The following is a 26,194-nucleotide window of genomic DNA, read 5'->3' as shown; positions in this document are numbered from 1 at the left end:
TTCATTAAAATTCATCATGATCCGGTTCTGCAATCGCATGATTCAAACGATCTGAAAATTGTTCTGCAGCATTTACGCCCATCCGTTTTAGACGATAGTTCATGGCTGCCACTTCAATAATTACAGCTAAATTTCGTCCAGGGCGGACAGGTACGGTTATTTTTGTAACTTCCGTATCAATAATTTTCATTTTTTCTTCATCAAGACCAACCCGGTCATATTGCTTATTTTTTTCCCATAGTTCAAGATTAATGACTATCGAGATTTTTTTATTGCTCCGGACAGCACCGGCCCCAAATAGCGTCATTACGTTAATGATTCCTAACCCTCGGATTTCCAGAAGATGTTCAATCAAATCAGGAGCATTCCCGACTAGCGTATCCTGATCTTCCTGGCGGATTTCTACGCAGTCATCTGCAACAAGTCGATGGCCCCGTTTTACTAATTCAAGCGCTGTCTCACTTTTACCGACCCCGCTTTTTCCAGTAATCAATACCCCTAAGCCATAGATATCTACTAATACACCATGAACGGCTGTAGTTGGTGCTAATCTGCTTTCAAGGAAGTTGGTCAGACGGCTGTATAACCTAGTAGTCTTCATATTAGATCTCATCACAGGAACGGACTCCCGCTCAGATGCTTCAATCAACTCTATTGGCACTTCCTGACCACGCGTAATGATAATGCCTGGTGTAAAGTCCCTACATAGTTCTTCCATCCTCTGTATTCGATCCGGCTCATTCAGTCGATTAAAAAACGACATCTCCGTCATACCTAAGAGCTGTACTCGATCCGCAGGATAATAATCAAAAAAACCAGCTATTTCAAGTCCTGGACGAGATAAATCACTAGTGACAATTGGGCGATTAATTCCTTCTTCTCCGCTGATAAGTTCTAGACCGAATGCATCAACTATATCCTTTGTACGGACTTTTGCCATATATCTTTCCTCCTTTTGGAGCACTACTATTTTTAACGATACTTTTTCTATTTTAGCATTTTTCTGTTAATAACCAAACAAAGCATTATCGTTTTATTCTTTTTTTCTGATGAACATGCTACTTTTTATTCCACTCGTTTGATTATAATAATGGATAAAGTATTTTTGGAAAGGAAAGAATTACATGAAAATCATTATTGATGCAGGGCATGGGTATAATACTCCCGGCAAACAATCTCCTGAGGGTATGAAAGAATATGAATTCAATAGGGAAACGGCTGAATTTACGAAGTTCTATTTAGAAAAATCAAAAGCAGTCACCGTTCATTTTGTTCATGAAGACGGGCGAGATGTTCCACTTAAGGAACGTATAAACAGAGCCAATTCACTCGGAGCTGACTTATATATCTCCATTCATGCAAACGCCTTTGGTTCTGGAAGTTGGCATGAGGCAAATGGAATTGAAACCTTCATTTATCTCTCGAGACCGAAAGAGTCACTTTCTATAGCTGAAAAGGTCCAAAGCGAACTTGTTAAAGCTACTCAATTAAAAAATAGAGGGGTAAAAACCGCCAATTTCCAGGTTTTACGCGAAACAAGATGTCCGGCCATTTTAGTCGAATGCGGGTTTATGACCAATCAAAAAGAAGCATCTCTTTTAAAAACTACTGCGTACCGGAAAAAATGCGGAGAATCTATTGCTAAAAGCATCCTCGCCTACTATAACCTCCAAGCTGATGTAAACCCCAATATGTATAAAGTTCAAATAGGTGCCTTTACAGAAAAGAAAAATGCAGAGGCTCTTGTCAAAAGGTTAGCCAAAGATGGTTACAAAGCAATCATTAGCGTACAAAAATAAATGAAAGCCCCCCATTTGAACTGGTGGGCTTTCATTTTCACTAGGAAACTGTTATCGCTGCAGTCTTGGTTTCTGCAAATACATGAAGCACAGGAACCTCCTCTTTAGCAGTCTTAAACTTAAGGACCTTTTGAACCACATCACTCTTTTCTTCGATGATGGTCATCCCTTCCAAGCTTACGTTAAAACCTCCTAAATTAGATTTCAACTCTCCCTCGATTGCCTTTCCTGGCGGCAGGATCAGCTGGACTTTTCCGGTAATCGATTTAGCATGTATAGAGTCGCAATCTAGCTCAGAGTTTTTGCAGACAATTTCACCATTAAAAGTTTGCACATCTATTTTTTTGAAATAACCATCCGCATTAATAGCACCGTTTAAGGTTTCAGCCTCCAAGCCATTATAATTTGTATCTGAAATGGTGATCGTTCCATTACCTGTTTCGAGCTCGCACGACTCACCATTACCCTGTAAAATATGAATCGCACCATTGGCTGTTTTTGCTTTGAGTTTATTGGATTCCAATGATTCGGCGGTTATAGCACCGTTAAACAACCTTACCTGAATGTCCTCATATTCCTTCCGAGGAATGTACAAAACCGCATCGACTTTAATGGATTTTTCGAAAACCTTAAACCTCATTTTCCCTTCTTCAATCGAGAAGTGAACATCCTCTAAAAAGTTTTTTCTCGCTTCTTCGATATCCTCCACCCTGTATACCTTTGCCTGACATTCAACCCGTACATCCTTATGATCCCAAGTAGCAATTTTTATTTTCCCATTGGCTATATCTATATCGACTCCATTCAGAACCTCATAATCATGCTGGAAAATATGACTGACATCAACTGATTTTCCAAAGTTGAAATCAAGATCGGTTTCTTTAATCTTCTTAAAAGCACTTTCAACAAAATCAATAATCTTTTCCTTTGATGACTGAATATTCTTCTTAAACGTATCCTGAGTATTGTCCTCGCTTTTCTTATCCACGACTACGGTTGATAATTCATTTTGTAGTTTCTGCTCTTTCGCTTCACTTTCCTGACTAGCTTTTTCTAAGTCTTCCAAAAGACTCATTGCTTCTACCGCAGTCAACTTTCCATCTTGAATCATCTCTAAAATTTTCTTTCTTTCTTCCTGCATGAACATTCCTCGCTTTCTTATATCATTTTATTCATACATACGCCTAGAAATCTAAAAAGTTTCATAAATACACTAATTCCCATTTCTCGACAAGGTGCTGCGACAATTTTCGAAAAGAGCAAAGTGGAATTTCCCCGGAAATATCTAGCTTTCATGGATTTTAATCAAATGATTAATTAAACTGACAGTGTCATATTTCCACATAAAAAAACAAGCCAACGGGCTTGTTTTTTTATGCATGTTCATGCTCTTGTTCTTTTTCTTCAATCAATTTTTCCATTCTAATTTGGTCACGGGTCAGAACACGCTTTAAGTATTTCCCTGTGTATGATTCGGAAACTTCACATATTTCTTCAGGCGTACCGTAAGTGACAATCGTTCCGCCCTTATCCCCGCCTTCTGGACCTAAGTCAATAATATGGTCCGCCGCTTTGATGACATCAAGATTATGTTCTATTACTAAAACAGTATCACCATTGTCTACCAGCCGTTGCAAGACTTCGAGCAACCTCGCTATATCATGGACATGAAGTCCGGTAGTTGGTTCATCCAAGATATAAAAAGAGCGGCCAGTTGAACGGCGATGCAATTCAGAAGCGAGTTTCACCCTTTGCGCTTCACCGCCCGATAAAGTGGTTGCCGGCTGTCCAAGCTTGATATAGCTCAGACCAACATCATAAATCGTTTGTAGCTTCCGCTTGATTTTTGGGATATTTTCAAAGAAACTAACCCCATCCTCAACAGTCATATCGAGAATGTCGGAAATATTTTTACCTTTATATTTTACTTCAAGCGTTTCCCGGTTATAACGTTTACCATGACAGATTTCACACGGAACGTAGACATCAGGAAGAAAATGCATTTCAATCTTGATAATTCCGTCACCACGGCAGGCTTCACAACGACCGCCCTTCACATTGAAACTGAATCGTCCTTTTTTATAGCCACGGATTTTTGCTTCATTCGTTGAAGCAAAAACGTCACGAATATCATCAAATACACCTGTATAGGTTGCTGGGTTAGAGCGTGGCGTTCTACCAATAGGTGATTGGTCAATATCAATGACCTTATCTAAATGCTCGATTCCTTTAATTTCACGAAACTCCCCTGGTCTAGCTTTGGCGCGGTTTAGTTTTTGAGCTAATGACTTATGAAGAATCTCATTCACTAATGTACTTTTCCCCGAACCTGAGACTCCTGTGACAGCTGTAAAAACTCCAAGCGGGAATTTAACATTAACGTTTTTTAGGTTATTTTGTTTGGCCCCTTTAATTTCAATAACACGGCCGTCATTTTTCCGGCGTTCCAATGGCAGCGGGATAAATTTCTTCCCTGATAAATATTGGCCTGTTAAAGATTTAGGGTTATTCATGACCTCTTCCGGGGTTCCAGCAGCCACGATTTCTCCACCATGAGCGCCTGCACCTGGTCCGACATCAATCAAATAATCCGCCGCAAGCATCGTATCTTCATCATGCTCAACAACAATCAGCGTGTTCCCAATTTCACGCATATTCTTTAATGTTTCAATTAATCGATCATTATCTCGCTGATGCAATCCTATAGACGGTTCATCTAAAATGTAAAGAACACCAGTCAAACGGGAACCAATCTGTGTTGCCAATCGAATACGCTGGGCTTCACCGCCTGATAATGTTCCGGCTGCTCGGCTTAACGTTAAATATTCCAAACCGACATTGGCTAGGAAACCGAGCCGCTCCCGGATTTCACGTAAAATCAATCTCGCAATTGCAGCTTCCTTTTCGGTCAAATCAAGCTCGTCAAAAAATACCAAAGCCTCTTCTACCGATAAAGCGGTAGTCTCACTTATATGAACCCCTTGAATAAGCACAGAAAGACTCTCTTTTTTCAGCCGATGTCCCTTACATGTTGGACAGTGGTGCTCCGACATATATTTCTGCATTTGTTCACGAATATAGTCTGAGTTCGTCTCCTTAAAACGCCGCTCGATGTTTCTTATGACGCCTTCAAATAGAATATATCCCTCTTGCACTCTTCCAAAATCATTTTTATAGCGGAAATAAATTTTATCTTTACCTGAACCGTATAAAATTTTCTCCAATTTATCCTCCGGTATATCTTTAACTGGCACATCCATATCTATGTCATAATGGGTGGCTACCGCTTCAAGAAGCTGAGGATAATATTGAGAACTCGTCGGCTCCCATGGGGCAATCGCATGTTGACGCAGACTTAAATCCTTATTCGGGATGACCAAATCACGGTCCACCTCAAGTCTCGCTCCCAAGCCATCACAATCAGGGCAGGCCCCGAACGGGCTATTGAAGGAAAACATTCTCGGCTCTAGCTCTTCGATGGAAAAGCCGCAGTATGGGCAGGCATGGTGTTCGCTGAACAGTAGTTCTTCTTCACCCATAACGTCAATGATGACTTTGCCTTCACCAAGCTTCAAAGCACTTTCTAATGAATCCGCAAGCCGTGCCATGACTCCCTCTTTAATAACAATTCGGTCTATAATGACTTCTATAGAATGCTTTTTATTCTTTTCGAGAGTGATTTCTTCACTAAGATCGTGCATCTCCCCATCCACACGAACGCGGACATACCCTTGTTTTTTTACTTCTTCTAAAACTTTTACATGCGTTCCTTTTCTACCTGAAACAATCGGTGCCAATACTTGAAGCTTAGTTCGCTCAGGGTAATCAAGGATGCGATCTACCATTTGCTCAATCGTTTGAGAGGTAATTTCTATCTGATGGATCGGACAGGTTGGCCGGCCGACTCGAGCATATAGCAATCTTAAATAATCATAAATCTCCGTGACAGTCCCAACAGTTGAACGAGGATTCCGGCTCGTCGTTTTCTGATCAATAGAAATTGCCGGTGACAATCCTTCAATCGCATCGACATCCGGTTTATCCACTTGGCCTAAAAATTGACGGGCATAAGCGGACAGTGATTCTACATAACGTCTTTGACCTTCTGCATAAATCGTATCAAAAGCCAAGGAAGACTTTCCAGATCCAGATAATCCTGTTATCACGACGAGTTTATCTCTAGGTATCGTGACATCAATATTCTTTAAATTGTTGGCTCTGGCGCCTTTTATCACAATTTTCTCCATTGCCATGTTTCGTCACCCTTCCGCTTTTAACTCTAGTAATAAGTCACGCAGCTCGGCAGCGCGTTCGAAGTCCAGTGCTTTTGCTGCTTCCTTCATTTCTTTTTCCATGCTTACCATCACTTTTTCGCGCTCTTTTTTAGGCAACTTCGCGAGGCTTGGAGCAAGGTCTTCTTTATATTCTTCACCTTCTTCGGCTACATGAGTAGCCCGGATGGAGTCACGAATGTCCTTTTGAATGGTTTGCGGTGTAATTTGATGCTCTTTATTGTATCTTTCCTGAATTTCACGGCGTCGCTTCGTTTCATTAATCGCAAGTTCCATTGAATTCGTAATACGGTCGGCATACATAATAACGTGGCCGCTGGCATTACGAGCAGCGCGGCCCATCGTTTGGATGAGTGAACGCTCTGAGCGAAGGAAGCCTTCTTTATCAGCATCGAGAATCGTAACCAACGACACTTCCGGAATATCCAAACCTTCACGTAAAAGATTGATTCCAACCAGCACATCGTATTTGCCCATTCGTAATTCTCGGATGATTTCTATCCTATCTAATGTTTTTACCTCTGAATGCAGGTATTGAACTTTGATTCCAATTTCCTTTAAATAATCAGTTAAGTCTTCAGACATCTTTTTCGTTAAGGTCGTAATTAGTACCCGTTCATTCTTTTTAACCCGCTCCTGTATTTCACCTATTAGGTCATCTATCTGGCCTTCAATTGGTCGTACTTCAATCGTAGGATCTAGCAAGCCAGTAGGACGGATTATCTGCTGAACCATTTCCGGTGTGTGTTCGAGTTCAAATGGTCCCGGAGTTGCCGAGACGAATATAGATTGATGAACCTTTTCTTCAAATTCCTCAAATCGGAGTGGACGGTTATCTTTTGCAGAAGGCAGGCGGAAGCCATGATCAACGAGCACTTGCTTACGAGCCTGATCTCCATTGAACATGCCCCTGATTTGTGAAAGGGTTACGTGTGATTCATCCACAACTAATAGAAAGTCTTCTGGAAAGTAATCCATCAAGGTGTATGGTGTTGCACCTGAGGGACGGAGTGTTAAATGGCGTGAATAGTTCTCGATACCCGAACAAAAACCCATTTCCCGCATCATTTCTAAATCATAACGGGTCCGCTGCTCCAAGCGCTGGGCTTCAAGCAGTTTTTCATCCTCCCGCAATTCCTTCAATCGTACTTCCAGCTCTTTTTCGATATTTTGAATGGCGATCTTCATTTTCTCTTCACGAGTTACGAAATGGGATGCCGGAAAAATTGCGATATGTTCCCGTTCACCAGTAATCTCACCGGTTAGGGCATTGACTTCACGAATACGATCAATCTCATCTCCGAAAAACTCGACCCTTACACAATGTTCATCACGGGAAGCCGGGAAAATTTCGACCACGTCACCGCGAACCCGGAAAGTCCCCCGTTGAAAAGCAATATCATTCCGCTCATATTGAATATCCACAAGTCTGTGCAACAATGCATTTCTATCTATCTCCATGCCTGTGCGGAGAGATACCACCATCTCCCGGTACTCTTCTGGAGAACCCAATCCATAAATACAAGAAACACTGGCAATGATGATCACATCTTTTCGTTCGAACAAAGAGGATGACGCCGAGTGACGTAGTTTATCAATCTCATCATTGATACTTGCATCTTTTTCAATGAATGTATCAGTGGAAGGCACATAGGCTTCTGGCTGGTAGTAATCGTAATAGCTAACAAAGTATTCAACAGCATTATTAGGAAAAAACTCTTTGAACTCACTATAAAGCTGCCCTGCCAGCGTTTTATTGTGGGCAATGACAAGCGTCGGTTTATTGATTTGTTGAATGACATTAGAAACGGTAAATGTTTTCCCTGTACCCGTTGCCCCCAACAATGTCTGCATTTTCTTTCCTTCTTTTACACCATCGACAAGCTTTTCTATTGCCGCAGGTTGATCTCCTTGAGGAGAGTATTTTGAGACTAACTCAAACTTATCCTTCACCAAGCATAGCCTCCTACTGAAATATTTTTATATAAAACGGGATATACTATATCCCTTCTATTTATTCCGGTTTTTGAAAGTATATATACACATTCTACCACAATAGCCTCAAAACAAACCAGAAAAAAGCGAACATCTATTCTATTTTGGTTTTTTATAATCTTTAGATGTCGAGAGTAATAACAGGAAGAAGTACAAAAAAAGCACCTTTATGTCAGGCGCTCTTTGATGTTCGTTTCATCATTCTTTTTGACAACCAAAATCCCACTGTCAGTGACAGTGCGTCAACGATGATTAATAAATTTGTATGCGTATAACCTTTATATGCAGAAGCTGTAATCAACGCAACTGTTAAAACAAGACCCACGATATTATTATAGGTGACCCTTGAAAATAGCATAACAAGTAGACAAGGAAAGAAAAGGGCAGAAAGAAATTTAATCATTTTTTCATCTCCTTTATAAGAGAAAAATAGAATAGTTTCAGTTTAAATGATTATGAAGTTTTTTGCCAATCTATTTCCTACTATATTTAATAATTGTTCGGAAGGTTGGCTTCACCACGTTTACAAATTTATTCTTATTAAGCAAAGAGACAAACCCCTTCTAAGAAGGAAGTTTGCCTCTTTTCCACCTGTTAATACGGATCTGCGTCATGTCCTTTTCTAGCTCCTTCCTCTGGGTTATCTGTCCCTCCCATAGGTTTTGAAGACTCTGTATGTTCAGAAGCTGAAGCTAAACCTTCTTTCAGTCTGCGACCGTATTCTTCATCAGCCTCCTCTGCAAGAGCCACCATTTTTTCCTGAATGCGTGGATCTGCAGGAGCTAATGCTGACACAAGATTGGAGATTAATTCATCTCTTTCCCAATCTTCAAATTCACGGAATGTTTCACCAGCCTGTTTCGTATTACTTTGCCGATCTATTGTTTCTCGAACAAGTTTTCCTTCTATAAAAGGTGTATACTCTTTGCCAGTTTGCTTGGCTTCTTTTAAACCACCTACAGTTGATGGTTCGTAGTTGATATGAGGACTTTGATCTCCTCTGCCAACTTCATATTGCATTTGTCCACCAGTTTGATTGGTTGCTGTTGGTTTTTTCGGTGCATTAATCGGTAATTGAAGATAATTTGCTCCTACACGGTGACGTTGTGTATCAGAATAAGAGAACGTACGCCCTTGTAACATCTTGTCATCCGAGAAATCTAGTCCATCTACTAGGACGCCCGTACCGAATGCAGCCTGCTCCACTTCAGTGAAATAGTCCTCCGGGTTTTTATTCAATACCATCGTACCAACATGCAGCCATGGGAATTCATCTTTTGGCCAAATCTTTGTATCATCTAGCGGGTCGAAATCCAATTCAGGGTGATCATCATCACTCATAATCTGTACGTTGAGATCCCATTCCGGATATTCCTCACGTTCGATTGATTCATATAAATCCTGTGTAGCATGATTGAAATTCGTAGACTGAATTTCATTAGCCTCTTTCTGTGTCAAGTTCTTTATCCCTTGTTTAGGTTCCCAGTGATACTTAACAAGGACTGCTTTCCCCTCTTCATTCACCCATTTATAGGTATTAACACCAGAACCCTGCATCATGCGGTAGTTAGCTGGAATGCCCCAAGGGGAAAACAAAAACGTAACCATATGAAATGTTTCAGGAGAGCTTGAGCAAAAATCAAAAATTCTTCTCCCGTCCTGTATATTCGTGACCGGGTCCGGTTTAAAAGCGTGTATCAAATCCGGAAATTTCATAGCATCACGGATAAAGAAAATTTTCAGGTTATTTCCGACAAGATCCCAGTTTCCATCTTCTGTATAAAATTTAACAGCAAATCCACGAGGGTCACGTAACGTTTCTGGTGAAGTCCCTCCATGAATTACAGATGAAAACCTGACAAATACCGGTGTTTTTTTACCCTCCTCCTGAAATACCTTAGCTCTCGTATATTTTGAAATCGGCTCGTCCCCTGCTTTACCGGTCGGAACAAAATAGCCATGGGCGCCTGCACCGCGGGCATGCACGACCCGCTCTGGAATCCGTTCTCTATCAAAGTGACTAATCTTTTCCAGGAAGTCGTAGTTCTCTAGTGTACTTGGGCCTCTGTTACCGACCGTTCGGATACTCTGATTATTCGTGATGGGGTGCCCTTGCCGGTTTGTTAACGTTTTTTCTGAGTTACCATTTGTTCTTTTGGATTTTTCAGACAAAACATTTCCTCCTTTGCTAATTAAAACCATAATACATTTTACCTTACCCTAATTCCCAAATCTTACTCGTCTATCTTCAACATTATTCAAGATATTGTAAGTCCAAGTTCTGCGGTTTAAACCTGGTAACCAATGTTAATGAAAAAAAGTTAGCTAAAACTATACAATCTGAAATCTGAAATCAAAAAACAAACAAACTTGAAAGACCACAGTACAAAACGTGAAATTTCGAGGTTATTTAACCAAGCAGCTACATTAGTAGAATTAGGATTTTTCCCCAATCCCCAATCAAACCTAGAGGAAAAACTGATAATAACTACTGGGGGATATTGGGTTAAAAAAACACTTAAATTTGATTTAAATTTCTAAAATCATGAAAAAGCTTTGAATGGAAAGCTATTCAAAGCCTTTTTTGTGAGAAGACGGGCATACCCATTTTTGTATATGTCATCAAAGCTCCATTATAATTAAGGATAGAATAAAAAAATTCAAAAGCGAGGTGCTTTCATTGGATGAAACATTATTAGGAAGACTAAGCAGAATGATGACAGGAAAGGTCAGCCGCTGGGTCGTCATCGCTGTCTGGATAATTGCAGCTACAATATTAACAATAACGTTACCGGATGTTAAGGATCGCACATCCAATAATACCGCTGACCTGCCTGCAGACTCAGCTTCTGTCGTGGCTGATAAGCTCATTAAAAAAGAGTTCCCGAATTCCTCAGGGATACCCGCCTTACTTACATGGCATCGGGAAGGTGGACTGACAGAAGCCGACTTGGCCGAGGTTCAATACCTTTCCAAGGAATTGACAGAGAATCCATTAACACAACAATCATTTTTACCTCCTCTTCATGAAATCCCATTGCCTGCGCTGCAGGGATCTGTTTCAGAAGATGGTACGACTTTCGTACAACCGCTCTTCTTTAAGGAGAAAACTGAGACCGCTGTATTAGAAAAAAACCTTAAAATTATTAATAGAATAGTAACAGAGCGCGTTGGCCTTGACCCGTTCAAAGTTCAGACAAATTCAGAAAAGTTATCACTTCGTGTAACAGGCCCTGTTGGAATTTCTGTCGATGCAACTGGATTATTTTCAGGTGCAGATTTCCAATTACTTTTAGCTACAGTAATACTTGTACTTGTCGTGTTATTACTCATTTACCGCTCCCCACTTTTAGCCATTATTCCACTTATCGGAGTCGGCTTCGCCTATCTTGTCACCAGTCCAATCCTTGGATTTATGGCAGATCACGACTGGATTACAGTTGATTCACAGGCTATTTCCATTATGACCGTATTATTATTCGGTGCAGGAACGGATTATTGTCTATTTTTAATCTCCCACTACAGAAGTGAATTAAGACATCATGAAAGTAAACGAGAAGCCATGATTGCAGCATTTAAGGATTCATCAGGTGCCATTGCGATGAGTGGACTGACGATTGTAATCTCTCTACTAACTTTACTTGTAGCCAAATATGGAGCCTATCATCGTTTCGCAGTACCATTCAGCTTATCCATTTTAATCATGATGTTAGCAGCCTTAACACTCGTACCCGCACTACTTTCCGTATTCGGTCGGGCCTCTTTCTTCCCTATCGTTCCACGCACACCAGAAATGGAAGAATCACGTGCGAAGAAAAAAGGCAAAACCGTTAAGAAACATAAAGAAGCAGGTCGCATCGGCAATTGGATTGGGAATATCGTAACAACCAAACCATGGACTGTCATTCTTACATGCCTGATTATCTTCAGTGTATTAGCGGGCTATTCATCTCAAATAAAATATTCCTACGATATTCTATCTTCATTCCCTGAAGATATGAACTCCCGTGAAGGATATAAGGTCATTTCTGACTCATACACACCCGGAGAACTTGCACCAGCTACAGTGGTTGTCGATACTGATGGTAAGGACATCGACTTGGCAGATGAACTAAAAAAGATGAATCTGGTTGAAAGTGTCACAGATCCTATTAACAGTAAATCCAATAAGGATCTGCAGTCATATGAAGTCACATTCAATATTAATCCGTACGATATTGAAGCCATAAATGCAATTCCTGACATTCGCAGCCTAGCTGAAAAAGAACTGAAAGCCGCCAATATCTCAGCTGTTGATGAAAAAGTATGGATTGGAGGGCAAACAGCCACTCAATTTGATAAAAGAGATACGGTTAAGACCGATGAATTTATGATTATCCCAATCATTATCGTCTTGATTTCCTTGCTCCTTTTAGCTTACTTGCGCTCTGTGACAGCTATGATTTATTTAATGGGAACGGTCATCCTCTCCTTCTTTGCCGCTATGGGCTTAGGTTGGATAATCCTTCACTATTTCATGGGAGTGGAAGCAATTGAAGGTACAATTCCACTGTATTCATTCGTATTCCTTGTCGCCCTTGGGGAGGATTACAATATCTTTATGGTTTCGAGTATTTGGCGCAAGAAAAAAACAATGCCTATCAAACAGGCAATCAGAGAAGGAGTCGCCGAAACAAGTGGGGTCATCACCTCAGCCGGCATCATCTTAGCAGCCACTTTTTCTGTTCTTGCTACACTGCCAATTCAAGTACTGGTTCAATTCGGACTCATTACCGCACTCGGTGTGTTAATGGACACGTTCATCGTTCGTCCATTCCTTGTTCCAGCGATTACCGCACTGCTTGGGCGTAGTGCCTTCTGGCCAAGTAAAGTCGCTATTCACGAAGAAAAAGAAAGAGCCCAATAATAAAGAAAGTTAGTTTTATTTTTTAAGAAAAAAGTATTAAATAACCTGTGCCTCGTAACATCGGCACAGGGATTTTTGTATGTTTTTCAAAATTAAGGAAAAATTCCAGTTGACACTAGTAAGCTAACCTCTTATAATTACATCAAGTTCAAATATCTCAAATTAAAGATATATAAATTCAAGATTAATATACTAGGAGGAAAAAACAATGACAAATACCAAATGGGCAATTGATCCGACTCACAGTGCAATTGAATTTTCTGTAAAACATATGATGATCGCAAAAGTAAAAGGGAGTTTTAATAAATTCGAAGCAAACATTTCTGCAAATCCATCTGATTTAACAACAGCTGAAATAGATTTTACTGTAGATGTAGCAAGTATCGATACACGCAATGCAGACCGAGATAATCACCTGCGCTCAGCTGACTTTTTTGATGTAGAAAAAAATCCGACTTTAACGTTTAAGTCAACGAAAATTGTGAAAACAGGTGATGATGAGTACGATGTGACAGGTGATGTAACCCTTAATGGATTTACTAATGAAGAAACATTCGCTATTACATTTGAAGGTCAAGGAAAAGATCCATGGGGAAATGAAAAAGCAGGGTTTAGCGGAAAAGGTAAAGTTAAACGCAGCGATTATGGTTTAACCTATAATGCAGCATTAGAAACAGGCGGCGTTCTTATAGGCGACCAAATCACACTTACCATCGAAATCGAAGCAGCTAAAGAAGCCTAATATTAAAAGCAGCTATCCGTTAGGATAACTGCTTTCTTTATTTTTCAACAAGTATTATAAATATCCTGCCCTATGAGTTCCTAGTTTTATAAAGTAAATAAATAAAGTATGGCGCCCCAATGCTTGCTGTAAAGACACCAGCAGGTATTTCTAATGGTGAAAATAAGGTTCGCCCAATCAAATCCGCGACCATAACTAGGATACCGCCGAGCAAGGCTGAAGTGGGCAATAACACTCCAAAACTTGATCCTACCAGCCTTCTAGCCATATGAGGAGCCATTAATCCAACGAAACCAATACCTCCTGCAAAAGCAGTAGCACCACCTATCAAAGCTGTGCTTATCATCAATAATGTAAATCGCTGTTTTTGAACTTGCCCTCCAAGCCCGGTTGCCAAGTCATCACCCAGCTCTTGTAAATTAATATTTCTTGCATAAAGAAAGGCTAGTAAAAGAAATAGGATGGTCCATGGCGCAAGCACGGCGATATTTTTCCAGCTAGAGTTAGACACTGATCCTGTAATCCAAAGGTTTGCCTGGCTTGCTTGATAGATTGGACCAAGAATCATCATCATAGTAGTGAGGGCTTTCATTAAAGCCATGACTCCTATCCCAATCAATACAAGTCTTATTGGGGGAACTCCATTTTTCCATGCTAAGAAATAAACAAGTAATGCAACAACTGTGGCACCAATAAACGCAGCTAGCGGCATCCAATTAATACTCACTGTTAAAGAATGATTTTTGTCGCTAAACATAGCCATGAAACCAACAACAGCTACAGTTGCTCCTCCAGTTATTCCTAAAATATCAGGCGAGGCAAGTGGATTTCGAATCATACCCTGAAGAATTCCCCCTGCTACTGCAAGACCCATCCCTACCAAAAGTGCTACAATAATTCTCGGCAGACGGAAAGACTGAATCACAAGGCGATCACCCTCAGTTCCTCCTCCAAGGAAGACCTGTAAGACACTCAAAGGGTGAATATTCATTTCACCTATCCCTGTACTGATCACAAACACTAACGCAGTAACCAAAAATAATACAAAAACAACAATTATAGCTTTTTTGTCCATTAGGAATGATATTCTTTCATTAAATAAACGAAAGTTCTTATATGACTTCATCGACCGCTGAACCCCTTTCTGGCAATATAAATAAAGAATGGGGTTCCGATAATAGCTGTCATAACTCCGACTGGAACTTCCTGTGGCATCAAAATATACCTAGATATGATATCAGCTGTAAGCAAAAGCACCGCCCCTAAAAGTCCAGCAAAAGGAATTAACCAGCGATGGTCAATACCTACTATAAAACGGGTAAGGTGGGGAACAACAATCCCAATAAAGCCAATTGGACCAGCAACCGCTACTGATCCTCCTGCGAGTAGGATAACTACCAGTCCCAGCACAATCTTAAGAAAAACTATATTTAAGCCAAGACCTTTTGCAACATCTTCACCCATAGATAACACATTCATTTTTCCAGATGTGATTAAGGCTAGGACCCATCCAACTGCAAGGTACGGAAACACTGCAGTTAAATTATCCAAACTCCTACCGGAAACTGACCCTGCAAGCCAAAATAAAACTTGCTCTAAAAGTGCCTCATTTGAGACAAGAAGACCTTGTGTTAGCGAAGATACCATGGCTGTCATTGCTGCACCAGCCAATGTCAGCTTCATCGGTGTTAACCCACCACGGCCCATGCTACCAATCATATATATACTTACCGCTGCTATAGCGGCTCCAATAAAAGACAGCCAAGTGAATACTTGAAGATTGCTTATTCCAAATATGGTGACTCCAGTAACAACCGCCAAGCCAGCCCCAGCATTGACCCCAAATATATCAGGAGAAGCAAGTGGGTTCTTAGTTAGAGTTTGCATTAATACACCTGAGATTGCTAGACTTGCACCAACTGCAGATGCGATAAGAGCGCGGGGAAACCTTACAGATTGAATAACAATATGTTCATTTGATCCATTGAAATGTGTAAATGCGTCAATGGCCATTTGCCAAGTTGTATTCGTATAACCGTATACGATGCTTGAGCACAGTAAAAAAAGCAGCAAAATAATGGTAATAAATATTCCCATCCATTTCTGCCATGTATTTTTTAATAACATATCCAATTACCTTCCCAATCACTTTTGTAAATACTTATGATAATTAATTGTACTGGCGGTAAAGGGAATATGTCAATGAATTTGAGAATCATTTTCAATTAAATATTGACAGAAAAGTATATTCATTTTATGATGATGCTGTTAAGTGCGAATGATTATCATTTGCTCTATATTGGGAGGGATACATAAGATGTTTAAGATTAGATCACTTTTTACTATTATTACTTTATTTGCAGTCTTCCTTCTAGCAGCTTGCGGAAGTTCAAATGACCAAGCAGAAGGAAATAAGGCTGATGACAAAAAAGAAGAGAAAAGCTATACAATTGAACATGCAATGGGAACAACCAAATTAGAAAAACAACCTAAAAGAGTGGTAGTTCTTACAAATGAAGGTACAGAAGCATTACTTGCTTTAGGAGTCAAACCAGTTGGGGCTGTTCAATCTTGGCTTGGAGACCCTTGGTACGATCATATTAAAGAAGATATGGATGGCGTTGAAGTTGTTGGTGTTGAGCATGAGGTGAATTTAGAGAAAATTGCCGCATTAAAGCCTGACTTAATTATCGGAAGCAAGATCCGCCAGGAAGCTGTATATGATAAATTAAGTGCAATTGCTCCTACTGTTTTTTCAGAAACACTTAGAGGAGATTGGAAAGAAAACTTTAAATTATATGCAAAAGCTTTGAATCTTGAAGAAAAAGGTAACGACGTAATTGCTCAATTTGATGCCCACACTGAAGATTTAAAAGCTAAACTTGGTGATAAGGTAAATCAAGAAGTTTCTGTTGTTCGTTTCATGGCTGGAACAACTCGTATTTATTACACAGATTCATTCTCTGGAGTAATTTTCGATCAATTAGGATTTAAACGTGCAGAGCAGCAGAAAGAACTATTTACTGCAGATAACAAACTTGGTAACCTTGCAATTGAGGTAGGAAAAGAAGTCATACCTAAAATGGATGGAGATATTCTGTTCTACTTCACATACGCACCTGAAGGTGACAAACAAGCCCTAAGTACAGCAAAAGAATGGACAAATGATCCTCTTTGGAAAAACCTAGATGCAGTGAAAAAAGGGAATGCCTATGAGGTCAGCGACGCAACATGGAATACAGCTGGCGGTGTTATTGCAGCTAACAAAATGCTAGATGATCTAGAAAAAATAATGCTTAAAAAGTAAAACCCATACAAAGAAACGGCCTTTCTTGATTTAAAAATCGAGAAAGGCCGTTTTTATTTTTCAAATCATTTCAATTGAAGGTTTGTCTCTTTCATCGAAATAAAGGTAGTGCTGTGGTCAAAGATCCAGTCAATATATATTGGATGAAGTCTTCTTGGCAACTATTTTCCTCTATATCGATTAACATCAAAAATAATACGACCCGTAAAAATTATTAACGTGGCATTCCAAGTGATTATGAAAAAATCTCAATTACCCTGCTTGTCCACTTTCTTTCAATTGATCGTCAACAAATAGTATGCCTAATTCGTAATGCTCGCCGTCAAATAAGGCTCTTTGCACAAAACGAATTTGTTCATTATTACCGATTACCTCAAGCTTACAGTGAGCCCGATTTATTTGCAGCGCCCTGTATAACTCTTCTTCTTCCCTGACGACGATACCATTTATTTTCGAAATGATCTCGCCTTTAACTAACCCCATTTTATCCGCCGGGGACTGAGGGATAACGCCTAAGATCTGGACACCAAGCTTGCTTTTCGAAAAATAAAAAGGTAGCTTTGCGTCCGAAACCTTTTGGGAATAATGCAGAAACTCTCGTCCTAGAAGAGCTAAAACAGCTGTTATGATGGCCAATAGCGGGTACCAGTTACTAATAACCGCGAATGCAGTAATCACGAACCCTAAAGCTCCTACCTTTTTACCATGGGCCCTAATAGCCTGTTCCGGAAGCGTTCCATGAACCATTTGCTTAAACCCAATTAAAAAGGGCACAACAATCGGTGACAGATACACTTCTCCGATTGAAAAAACCGGATACCATTCGAAAGGTGCTGGAAGTTCACCTCCTGGAATCATAACGAACATCGGAATTAGCCATATTCGTTGAGAAACATACACACCTATTGGCTGTCCCCGCTTGGAAACCTCCAACTGAGGGGATATCTTTTTACTTCCATTGCTAACAATCAGAAAGCCTTCAGCAATCAATAAAAACCCAATCAAAATAACAAGTGTTGGATAGACAGATTGATTCAACTGATTAAACGCATCCTGAAATATCGGCAGTTGGATATCTCTATCGTATAAAAAGAAAAGGATAAAGAAGGTGACTCCCATTGTATAAACGGGTGAAACAAATCTCCGGTTCATGGTCAGCACAGCTATCATCGTAACCGCTGCCACAATGATTAGCGCCGCCAGCGGAATGACGATTCCAGAAGCCAAGGTGAGGAAAGAAAGAATTAATCCCCAGATCAATCCTTGCGGAAACAAAGCACGCAGCTCCATGGATTTTCTGTAAATCTTCGTATTAAAGTCACGGCGTTCTCGTTTAACGCGAAGATAGCCTATGAATAAACAATATGCAATTGAAACATAAAGCAATGGATGAAGAAAAAGTTTTCCTAATCCTAGTAAGCATGCACTCAGCCAATCTGTTGTCAATTTCTTCCCACCATCCTTTCAAGTAATCAAATGTATGTATAATTTCTCCTAGTCAGTTACCTCCTATTCTATCAAATATGTCAGCTCCCTGCCTATTAAGATGAAGAAAAAAAGCGTTTCCTTAAGTTTTCTCCGTTCATCGTATTTAAAATATCCACCCTGCAAATTGAACATATGCAAAAAAGGCACCGCTACAAATGAGCGATGCCTTCTCCTTTACTTCACCACATAATTTAATGCCGTGCGCAACTGAATATCATTGTCTTCATCCTGAATTTTTTCCAGAATTGCGGTTTCTAGGTGTGCAGCGGTTTTAGTGTCCAGTTTACCAGTCACTTTCAAACCATACTGCTTTTGGAATGCTTTAACTGCTATCTCTGTACTCCAGTCATAATAGCCATCTTCACGTCCCGTTTCAAAACCAAGTCCTTTTAAAATAGTTTGGGCATATTGAATTTGTTCATCAGTCATATCACGCTGCAGTACCTTTTCAACGGACAGCTGATGGGCATCAAAGAAATCCGGCTGTTTTACTTCAATTGTAGGCTTTATCCCCTTTTTATGAATCCAGTTCCCAGATGGCGTCAGCCACTTGTATAGCGTAAGTTTAATCTTGCTGCCATCTCCCATTGGTACAGCCTGCTGTACAGTTCCCTTGCCGAAGGTCTTCTCACCGATCAATGGGTAGCCCCCCGCCTCCTGCATCGCACCAGCCAGGATTTCTGAGGCCGAGGCACTGCCCTTATCCGTCAAGACGGCGATTGGATAATCCTTTTCTTTATTTAGATTTGTAAAAAAGGATTGCGTTTCTCCCGTTCTCTCAGCAATTTGTAAATATGGTTTATCCTTTGTTATAAACTCTCCAAGTATCGTTTCCACACTCGATAGGAGGCCGCCTGGGTTGCCGCGGACATCTATGACCAATCCTTTAATCCCTTTCTTTTCTAACTCCTTCATCTGCTTTTTAAAATCAGATGCGGTATTTTCCGAGAAAGTGGTTAATTCGATATAGCCAATTTGCTCTCCCGCCGCTTCTTTAATCGATGAAAAAACAGTATCAAGTGGAATTTCAGCACGAACCATATTGAATTCAATTGGATTTGAAACCCCCGCACGCTTTATTTCCATTTTAACGGCTGACCCTTTTTCACCACGGATTTTTAAGCGTGTCTCATATAAATCCAAACCTTCGACACTTTCATCATTCACCTTAAGGATTTGATCCTTCGGCTTTAACCCTGCTTTTTCAGCAGGGGAGTCTTTGTAAGGAGACACAATAATGACCTTACCATCTTCCATCCCGATTTCCGTACCGATCCCTTCAAACGAGGAATCTAAAGTTTCATTAAATTGCTTAGCGGTTTCCTTGTCCATATATACGGAATATGGATCTTTCAAAGCTGACAGCATACCTTGAATGGCACCTTCGACAAGGTGAGAACCGTCAACCTTGTCCACATACTGATTTACGATCAAACCATAAGCTTGTTCCACTTTTGCCCATTCCTTATCTTTTATTACCATTTGCTTTTCCTGTTTTGTCTCATTCTTACCTGGGAAGCTTGTCCAATATATGCCCCCCCCTGCCCCAATAACTAATGACATAATGATCGCTAGAGGAAGTACCCATTTTTTGACCATATTTATCCCCATTTCTGCCCTGATATGTATTTCACTATATGAGCAACTTGGAGGAAATATGCTTGTAGACAATAGTAAACAAAACAAAAAAACAGACTAGTATTTTATCCTAGTCTGTTTTTCTATTGATGTATTGGGTATTAATTAGGTATGTAGTTTAATGGATTTACTGCATTTGACTTGCTATAATTCCATGCACCTTTATGTAGCTCAAAGTGTAAATGCTGACCGTATGAATGTCCTGTGTTCCCCATGATACCAATTTGTTGACCTTTGGCAACAACAGAACCAGTACTTGCTTGTCTAGAGCTTAAATGTGCATACACCGTTGTCCATTGCTGACCACTGATTGAATGGGTAACAAAGATAACATTACCGTATGTACTAGAGAAGTAAGACCGGCTTACAACTCCGTCTGCTGCCGCTACAACAGGAACCGTTCCACTAGCAGCAATATCAATGCCGGCATGCTGTTTATTCCAACGTTCACCCATTGTTGAAGATACATATCCTGCACTTGGTCTAGTAAAAGTACCCGATGAAACAGCTGGCACTTGACTTACATTAGACGAAGATTGGGATGATGATGGTGATGGTGATGGTGATGGTGAACTGCTGCTTTTTGCACTAGACCCTGAAGAAGAAGATTGTTTTTTTGATTCAGCTGCCTGTGATGCCGCTTGTGATGCTGCTTGTGCCGCTGCTTGCTCTGCACGTTTTTTCGCTTCGGCTGCCGCTTTTTTACGAGCTGCTTCCAATTCTGCAAGACGGTTTTGTTCTAAGTTGATAGCCGATTTGATAGCCGTTTCTTGAGCAGCAAGGTTCGCTTTTTCTTCCTCTAAGCCCATTTTCTCATCTTCATGTTTTTTGGTTTGTTGCTTTAATTTCTTAACTAAAGCAGCCTTTTCTTGCTTCTGCTGTTTTTGTTGCTTTTGGATTTCCAAAAGTTCGGCTTTGGCTACTTCTAAACTAGCAAGCTTCTTTTCAACAGCTGTCTGCTTTTCTTCTAGGTCCTTTTTATCCAACTCATGCTGCTTTAAAATATCCCGATCGGCTTCAGCAATTGTCGCTACAGCTCCGACGCGGTCAATTAAATCACCGAAACTGGATGATCCGAATAACACTTCTAGGTAGTTCACGTCCCCACCAGTCTCTTGGAAAGAAAGCGCCCTTTCCTTCAATACTTCATTACGTTTGGCGATCCGTTCTTTTAATACTTTAATCTCTTCTTTTAATGCTTCAATTTCTTTTTTCGTTTGTGTAATTTCAGCATTTTTAGCATCGATTTTTTTTGTCGATTCTGCAATTTTTGCTTCAATGGCTGCAATTTGTTCCTCTGCCGTCAATTGTTTATCCTGCAGGTTATCGATTTTTTTCTCAGTATCGGAAATATTCGATTCAACACCCGAACGTTTCTCCTGAATGGATTCTTTCTTTTGTTGCAAATCTGAAAGCGATTCAGCATAAGCCGAAGGTGCAGCTAAAATGCTCCCCAACCCGATCATTATTGAAGCATTCATGGCAATGATATTTTTTTTCAACGTTTCATTTCCCCTTTCAATCCCGTCACATCTAACGCCTTGTAACGTCTCTCTATTTGTACTAGGCTTCTTTTGACATTCGAGTGTAAAAGAAGGTGTGAAGATACATTTTTATACTTTTAAGAATTTCCTAACGGACATCAAGCTGCCCCATATCCCGATAACGGCGCCTATTACAATAAGAATGGCCGAAATTTGATAAATAAACGGGCTTGCAGGTAGAAAATCTATGAATTTAAACGTAATCTGTGGTGCTACATATTTATAAATATTGTAATAGAGTACTGAAATTAGACCAATTGGCACGATTGAACCGAGAATTCCCAACCAGAGTCCCTCTAAGAAAAATGGCCAACGGATAAAGTTATTTGTTGCTCCTACTAATCTCATAATCTCAATTTCTTTTCTTCTAGCTACAATTGTAATTTTAATAGTATTCGAAATAAGGAACATCGCAGTAAAAAGCAAACCTACAATAAGAACGATTCCTATATTTCTGGCTATATTCACGAAACTGAATAGTTTCTCTACATAGCCTTGTCCATATTTAACACTCTGGATATATTCAAAACCTTCGATCTTTTTTGCCACCTTGATGACATCTTGCGGAGATTTCGTTTTGATAATGTAAACGTCCCTTAATGGGTTGTCCTGTTCAAATGGTTTGAAGGCATCACCATTATCGCCTAAATCATCTATTAAATTGGTGAGCTCTTCATCTTTTGGAGAGAATATGACTGTTTCGATGCCGCTCATCTCTGTAATTTTCTTACCGATTGCTTTTATATCGTCATCATTCGCAGCATTATCAATATGTGCACGAACTTCGACATCCTTCTCCACATTTCCCGCGATATGATTTAAATTCATCATGAGCACTAAAAAAACGCCAACCAATGTTAGAGTGACTGTTACTGCACTGACTGATGCAAACGTCATCCAACCATTACGGCCAATATTTTTAAAACTTTCACGGAAGTGACGGAGTAATGTTCTAAATTTCATATCCGTAATCACCTCGATGTTCGTCTCGAACTATTTTTCCACTTTCAATGGCAATGACACGTCGTTTAATATTGTTAACGATGTCCCTATTATGTGTGGCCATGACAAGTGTTGTTCCACGATTATTAATTTCTTCAAATATGTTCATAATTTCCCATGATGTTTCAGGATCTAGATTCCCTGTAGGTTCATCGGCGATAACCACCTTAGGGTCATTGACGATCGAACGTGCAATCGCAACCCTCTGCTGTTCTCCACCAGATAGTTCAGAAGGGAGCATTCTAGCTTTATGTTTAATCCCTACTAGGTCAAGAACTTCCATGACTCTCTTTTTAATTTCTTCTGGTTCTTTTTCGATAACTTCCATCGCAAATGCTACATTTTCATAAACTGTGAAGGTTTGAAGGAGTTTGAAATCTTGGAATACCATACCGATATTACGGCGGAATAGAGGAACTTTCGAATTGCGGATACTTGGAAGGCTGACACCATTTACCAAGATATTACCACTTGTCGGCTTTTCTTCCCGATACATCATTTTGATGAAGGTCGATTTTCCGGCACCGCTGGGTCCTACTACATAAACGAATTCGCCTGGTTTTATTTTTACATTGAGTCCATTAATGGCAATTACGCCATTAGGATAGGTCTTTTTCACATCTATCATTTCTATCATTCTAAAACCACCTAATTTGCTTGTTTTTATATTTATGTAACTAAGCTTTTTCGACAATTTTCACTGGAATCTGACAGGAATCTTTCTTACTAGAGCACAGAAACATTATAACATCTAATTTTGTCAAATTAAGAATAAAAATATTACAGTTTCATTTCATTGAGAAAGATTATCAACATCTACGTAATAATTCTAGGATTAGTTTTCTTGATTAGGGATTAGTTGTGGGTTTTCTGTGGATTTATAAGGAGGATAAATAAAACGCCCTGCTGTATGCAGAACGTTTCTATAGTCGTTATTTATGTTCAGCAAGCCATTCAGCAACTTTGCTCGCTTCGGTTCCCTGAATTATACCTTTTGGCATTGCTCCTTGACCTTTTGCAATGACTTGCTCGATTTCATCTTTTGATAATCTCGAACCAACTTTCGTTAAATTCGGTCCTACGCCACCTTCAAGATTTACTGCATGACAGCTTGAACATTTGTTTTCATAAATTTTCGCTGCATCTCCTGCATCTACGGTTGTAGTTTCGTTTTGATCACTTGCTGGCTCATTATCTGCATTATCATCGTTTCCTCCGCACGCAGCCAAGGCGAGAGACGTACCCATTAATAAGGCTAACCATTTCTTTTTCATAGAATTTACCCCCTCTGTTTTATACCAGTACAGAAATATTATACCAATTTTAATCTAGTTTAAAACCCTCCCCAAGTACTTCCGATGCATCCATTACGATCACAAACGCTTTAGGGTCAACAAGTTTAACCAATTGTTTCAATTTAGTGAATTCCGACTGGTCTATTACACACATCAAAATTGGACGAGTATCATCCGTATAGCCGCCATACCCGGAAATTCGTGTTACTCCCCGGTCTAGCTCATGTAAGATAGCATTCCTTACTTCCATTTCATTATTCATGATAATTAATGCCATCTTAGAACGATTCAACCCAACCTGAACGAGATCAATCGTCTTGCTTGTCACATATAAACCTATTAACGCATAAAGCCCTTTTTCAATATCAAAAACAATCGCAGCGCTTAAGACAATGATTCCATCAATGACAGCTACACATGTCCCTAATGACATATGGGTATACTTATGAATAATCTGTGCTGCTAAATCCGTTCCCCCGGTGGAACCCTTCCCGCGGAAAACAATTCCTAACCCAAGGCCCACCATAATTCCCCCACATATTGAACCAAGCAAAGCATCATTCGTCCATGGCTCCCAATCCTTTGTAAGGAATACGACAAGCGGTAAGAACAATGTTCCAATCAGACTCTTTGCACCAAAATGCCGTCCAAGTATAATAAGTCCTGCAATAAATAAGGGAATATTACATCCCCACAGTACATAGGCTGGTTCCCAACCGAGCGTAGAATCGAGAATCGTACTAATTCCGCTGACTCCGCCTGAAGCAATTTGGTTGGGAAGCAAGAATACATTAAAACCAATTGCAATAATAGCCGAACCGACAATTACCAACCCGTACTCCATTAACTTTTGTATCAAAGGGTGCTTTTGCTCCCGGTATCTTTTTCTCATTCTATATTTTCTCCTATAAAACCATCATTTTTTATCTAGTATTGGCCGAACGTTGTATTGCATCCCCTATAATATCCTGTAAAAGTCAGCCAAATGACTTTAAAGTGGTAGTGAATTGAACTTCCATGTATACGTAATCATAAAAAAAGCCGAACCAGAAAATCCGGCCCGACTTTTACTTCTTATAATTTTGAACGTAAATAGGCATCAATGAACATATCGATATCTCCGTCCATGACAGCTCCCAAGTTTCCTGTCTCCGCACTAGTACGGTGGTCTTTTACCATGGAGTAGGGATGGAAGACGTAAGAACGGATTTGGCTTCCCCAGCCAATTTCCTTTTGCTCCCCGCGAATTTCATCCAAATCGGCTTGCTGTTGTTCAATTTCAAGTTGATATAATTTGGCTTTCAGCATATTCATGGCTTGAGCCTTGTTTTTGATTTGCGATCTCTCGTTTTGGCACGTTACCACAGTATTTGTAGGTAAATGCGTAATCCTTACGGCTGAGTCAGTCGTATTAATATGCTGACCACCTGCCCCACTTGCCCGGTACGTATCAACCTTCAGATCTTCCGTACGAATTTCTATATTAATCGTCTCGTCGAATTCCGGCATAACTTCGCAAGAAACGAATGAAGTATGACGGCGCCCTGATGAATCGAAAGGAGAAATCCGAACTAGACGGTGAACACCTTTCTCTGCTTTCAGATAACCATATGCGTTATGGCCCTTGAACAGCAGCGTGACACTCTTGATTCCAGCTTCATCACCTGGAAGGTAATCAAGGGTTTCTACTTTAAAGCCCCTTTTTTCACCCCATCTTGTATACATACGAAGCAACATTGAACCCCAATCTTGGGACTCAGTTCCACCTGCACCAGGATGCAATTCCAAAATTGCATTTTTCGAATCATATTCTTCACTTAGTAAAAGTTGAAGTTCAAATTCATTCATCTTTTGTGAAAGAATCGTGATTTCTTCTACCAACTCAGCAAGAAGTTCTTCATCGCTTTCTTCTTTCACTAATTCATACGTCAAATCCAGATTTTCATATGCATCATTCAAATCGGACAATTGATTGACTTGATCTTTCAATGCATTCGTTTCATTGATGACAGTCTGTGCTTTTGACTGATCATTCCAAAAATCAGGGTGTGTCATCTCATTTTCTAGTTGTGCGATTCGTGCCTCTTTTTCATCTAAGTCAAAGAGACCCCCTAAAGTCCGTTAATCGTTGTGCGGTTCGTTCAAGTTCATTTCTAATTTCTGCTAATTCCATTTCTCTTCACCTC

The 26,194-nt window shown here is 40.0% G+C and carries 20 protein-coding genes; 4 read left to right on the top strand and 16 right to left on the bottom strand.

Annotation, left to right across the window (positions count from 1 at the left end):
- Positions 1–4: 4 nt before the first annotated feature.
- Positions 5–940 (bottom strand): HPr(Ser) kinase/phosphatase, encoded by a 936-nt coding sequence (gene hprK, locus AKG34_RS23690; protein WP_053348593.1) that lies wholly within the window; start codon positions 938–940, stop codon positions 5–7.
- 184 nt (positions 941–1,124) lie between these two features.
- Here hprK and AKG34_RS23685 point away from each other — a divergent pair, with 184 nt between their 5' ends.
- Positions 1,125–1,799: an N-acetylmuramoyl-L-alanine amidase gene (locus AKG34_RS23685; protein WP_053348592.1), complete on the top strand. Its 675-nt coding sequence runs from the start codon at positions 1,125–1,127 to the stop codon at positions 1,797–1,799.
- 40 nt (positions 1,800–1,839) lie between these two features.
- Here AKG34_RS23685 and AKG34_RS23680 read toward each other — a convergent pair whose 3' ends face one another.
- The 5 genes from AKG34_RS23680 to AKG34_RS23660 all read right to left on the bottom strand — a co-directional run bounded on the left by AKG34_RS23680 (position 1,840) and on the right by AKG34_RS23660 (position 10,258).
- Positions 1,840–2,940, bottom strand: coding sequence for a DUF4097 family beta strand repeat-containing protein (locus AKG34_RS23680; RefSeq protein WP_053348591.1), 1,101 nt, complete (start codon positions 2,938–2,940; stop codon positions 1,840–1,842).
- 232 nt (positions 2,941–3,172) lie between these two features.
- Complete coding sequence (gene uvrA / locus AKG34_RS23675; RefSeq protein WP_053348590.1) at positions 3,173–6,052, bottom strand: excinuclease ABC subunit UvrA; 2,880 nt, start codon at positions 6,050–6,052, stop codon at positions 3,173–3,175.
- A 6-nt stretch (positions 6,053–6,058) separates the two neighbouring features.
- Positions 6,059–8,044: an excinuclease ABC subunit UvrB gene (gene uvrB / locus AKG34_RS23670; protein ID WP_053348865.1), complete on the bottom strand. Its 1,986-nt coding sequence runs from the start codon at positions 8,042–8,044 to the stop codon at positions 6,059–6,061.
- A gap of 214 nt (positions 8,045–8,258) precedes the next feature.
- Positions 8,259–8,489: a CsbA family protein gene (locus AKG34_RS23665; protein WP_053348589.1), complete on the bottom strand. Its 231-nt coding sequence runs from the start codon at positions 8,487–8,489 to the stop codon at positions 8,259–8,261.
- A gap of 191 nt (positions 8,490–8,680) precedes the next feature.
- Positions 8,681–10,258 (bottom strand): catalase, encoded by a 1,578-nt coding sequence (locus AKG34_RS23660; protein WP_053348588.1) that lies wholly within the window; start codon positions 10,256–10,258, stop codon positions 8,681–8,683.
- Positions 10,259–10,766: 508 nt separating this feature from the next.
- Here AKG34_RS23660 and AKG34_RS23655 point away from each other — a divergent pair.
- On the top strand, positions 10,767–12,992 hold the full coding sequence (locus AKG34_RS23655) for an MMPL family transporter (protein ID WP_083450951.1): 2,226 nt from the start codon (positions 10,767–10,769) through the stop codon (positions 12,990–12,992).
- Between the two features lie 208 nt (positions 12,993–13,200).
- The gene (locus AKG34_RS23650; RefSeq protein ID WP_053348586.1) at positions 13,201–13,734 is read left to right on the top strand and encodes a YceI family protein; all 534 of its coding nucleotides are present in this window, start codon (positions 13,201–13,203) and stop codon (positions 13,732–13,734) included.
- Between the two features lie 70 nt (positions 13,735–13,804).
- On the opposite strand, the gene AKG34_RS23645 is transcribed toward AKG34_RS23650, so the two are convergent.
- Both AKG34_RS23645 and AKG34_RS23640 read right to left on the bottom strand, forming a co-directional pair.
- Positions 13,805–14,860 carry a FecCD family ABC transporter permease gene (locus AKG34_RS23645; RefSeq protein WP_053348585.1) on the bottom strand — a complete coding sequence of 352 codons (1,056 nt, stop codon included), beginning with the start codon at positions 14,858–14,860 and terminating at the stop codon, positions 13,805–13,807.
- Positions 14,857–15,861, bottom strand: a complete 1,005-nt coding sequence (locus AKG34_RS23640; protein ID WP_053348584.1) for a FecCD family ABC transporter permease — start codon at positions 15,859–15,861, stop codon at positions 14,857–14,859. Before AKG34_RS23640 ends, AKG34_RS23645 begins: the two co-directional genes overlap by 4 nt.
- Positions 15,862–16,051: 190 nt before the next feature.
- Between AKG34_RS23640 and AKG34_RS23635 the strand changes: the two genes are divergently transcribed.
- Positions 16,052–17,041 (top strand): ABC transporter substrate-binding protein, encoded by a 990-nt coding sequence (locus AKG34_RS23635; RefSeq protein WP_053348583.1) that lies wholly within the window; start codon positions 16,052–16,054, stop codon positions 17,039–17,041.
- A 252-nt stretch (positions 17,042–17,293) separates the two neighbouring features.
- Here the strand turns inward: AKG34_RS23635 and AKG34_RS23630 are convergent, their stop codons facing one another.
- The 8 genes from AKG34_RS23630 to prfB form a co-directional block, all read right to left on the bottom strand.
- On the bottom strand, positions 17,294–18,487 hold the full coding sequence (locus AKG34_RS23630) for a PDZ domain-containing protein (RefSeq protein WP_053348582.1): 1,194 nt from the start codon (positions 18,485–18,487) through the stop codon (positions 17,294–17,296).
- 216 nt (positions 18,488–18,703) lie between these two features.
- Positions 18,704–20,128, bottom strand: coding sequence for a S41 family peptidase (locus AKG34_RS23625; protein ID WP_053348581.1), 1,425 nt, complete (start codon positions 20,126–20,128; stop codon positions 18,704–18,706).
- Positions 20,129–20,268: 140 nt separating this feature from the next.
- Positions 20,269–21,669, bottom strand: coding sequence for a murein hydrolase activator EnvC family protein (locus tag AKG34_RS23620; protein ID WP_053348580.1), 1,401 nt, complete (start codon positions 21,667–21,669; stop codon positions 20,269–20,271).
- Between the two features lie 111 nt (positions 21,670–21,780).
- A complete protein-coding gene (ftsX, locus tag AKG34_RS23615) occupies positions 21,781–22,674 on the bottom strand; it encodes a permease-like cell division protein FtsX (protein WP_053348579.1) in 894 nt (297 codons plus the stop codon).
- Positions 22,664–23,350 (bottom strand): cell division ATP-binding protein FtsE, encoded by a 687-nt coding sequence (gene ftsE / locus AKG34_RS23610; protein WP_053348578.1) that lies wholly within the window; start codon positions 23,348–23,350, stop codon positions 22,664–22,666. Before ftsE ends, ftsX begins: the two co-directional genes overlap by 11 nt.
- A 295-nt stretch (positions 23,351–23,645) precedes the next feature.
- Positions 23,646–23,987 carry a cytochrome c551 gene (cccB, locus tag AKG34_RS23605; RefSeq protein WP_053348577.1) on the bottom strand — a complete coding sequence of 114 codons (342 nt, stop codon included), beginning with the start codon at positions 23,985–23,987 and terminating at the stop codon, positions 23,646–23,648.
- Between the two features lie 49 nt (positions 23,988–24,036).
- Positions 24,037–24,852 (bottom strand): YitT family protein, encoded by an 816-nt coding sequence (locus AKG34_RS23600; RefSeq protein ID WP_376106588.1) that lies wholly within the window; start codon positions 24,850–24,852, stop codon positions 24,037–24,039.
- Positions 24,853–25,082: 230 nt separating this feature from the next.
- Positions 25,083–26,181 (bottom strand): peptide chain release factor 2 gene (gene prfB / locus AKG34_RS23595; RefSeq protein ID WP_235569524.1). Its coding sequence is split into 2 segments (ribosomal slippage): positions 25,083–26,117 and positions 26,119–26,181, totalling 1,098 coding nucleotides; the frame shifts between segments, so codons are not numbered across the junction.
- Positions 26,182–26,194 lie beyond the last annotated feature (13 nt).

The organism is Peribacillus butanolivorans (genome assembly GCF_001273755.1).
Classification (GTDB): domain Bacteria; phylum Bacillota; class Bacilli; order Bacillales; family DSM-1321; genus Peribacillus; species Peribacillus butanolivorans.
Note: the sequence above shows the minus strand (reverse complement) of the source record. Positions and strands in the feature narration are given on the sequence as shown.

Coding starts and splice junctions, on each gene's coding strand:
- hprK (WP_053348593.1), bottom strand. CDS start 940: ATGGCAAAAGTCCGTACAAAGGATATAGTTGATGCATTCGGTCTAGAA.
- AKG34_RS23685 (WP_053348592.1), top strand. CDS start 1,125: ATGAAAATCATTATTGATGCAGGGCATGGGTATAATACTCCCGGCAAA.
- AKG34_RS23680 (WP_053348591.1), bottom strand. CDS start 2,940: ATGCAGGAAGAAAGAAAGAAAATTTTAGAGATGATTCAAGATGGAAAG.
- uvrA (WP_053348590.1), bottom strand. CDS start 6,052: ATGGCAATGGAGAAAATTGTGATAAAAGGCGCCAGAGCCAACAATTTA.
- AKG34_RS23665 (WP_053348589.1), bottom strand. CDS start 8,489: ATGATTAAATTTCTTTCTGCCCTTTTCTTTCCTTGTCTACTTGTTATG.
- AKG34_RS23650 (WP_053348586.1), top strand. CDS start 13,201: ATGACAAATACCAAATGGGCAATTGATCCGACTCACAGTGCAATTGAA.
- AKG34_RS23645 (WP_053348585.1), bottom strand. CDS start 14,860: ATGAAGTCATATAAGAACTTTCGTTTATTTAATGAAAGAATATCATTC.
- AKG34_RS23640 (WP_053348584.1), bottom strand. CDS start 15,861: ATGTTATTAAAAAATACATGGCAGAAATGGATGGGAATATTTATTACC.
- AKG34_RS23635 (WP_053348583.1), top strand. CDS start 16,052: ATGTTTAAGATTAGATCACTTTTTACTATTATTACTTTATTTGCAGTC.
- AKG34_RS23625 (WP_053348581.1), bottom strand. CDS start 20,128: ATGGTCAAAAAATGGGTACTTCCTCTAGCGATCATTATGTCATTAGTT.
- ftsX (WP_053348579.1), bottom strand. CDS start 22,674: ATGAAATTTAGAACATTACTCCGTCACTTCCGTGAAAGTTTTAAAAAT.
- ftsE (WP_053348578.1), bottom strand. CDS start 23,350: ATGATAGAAATGATAGATGTGAAAAAGACCTATCCTAATGGCGTAATT.
- cccB (WP_053348577.1), bottom strand. CDS start 23,987: ATGAAAAAGAAATGGTTAGCCTTATTAATGGGTACGTCTCTCGCCTTG.
- AKG34_RS23600 (WP_376106588.1), bottom strand. CDS start 24,852: ATGGAGTACGGGTTGGTAATTGTCGGTTCGGCTATTATTGCAATTGGT.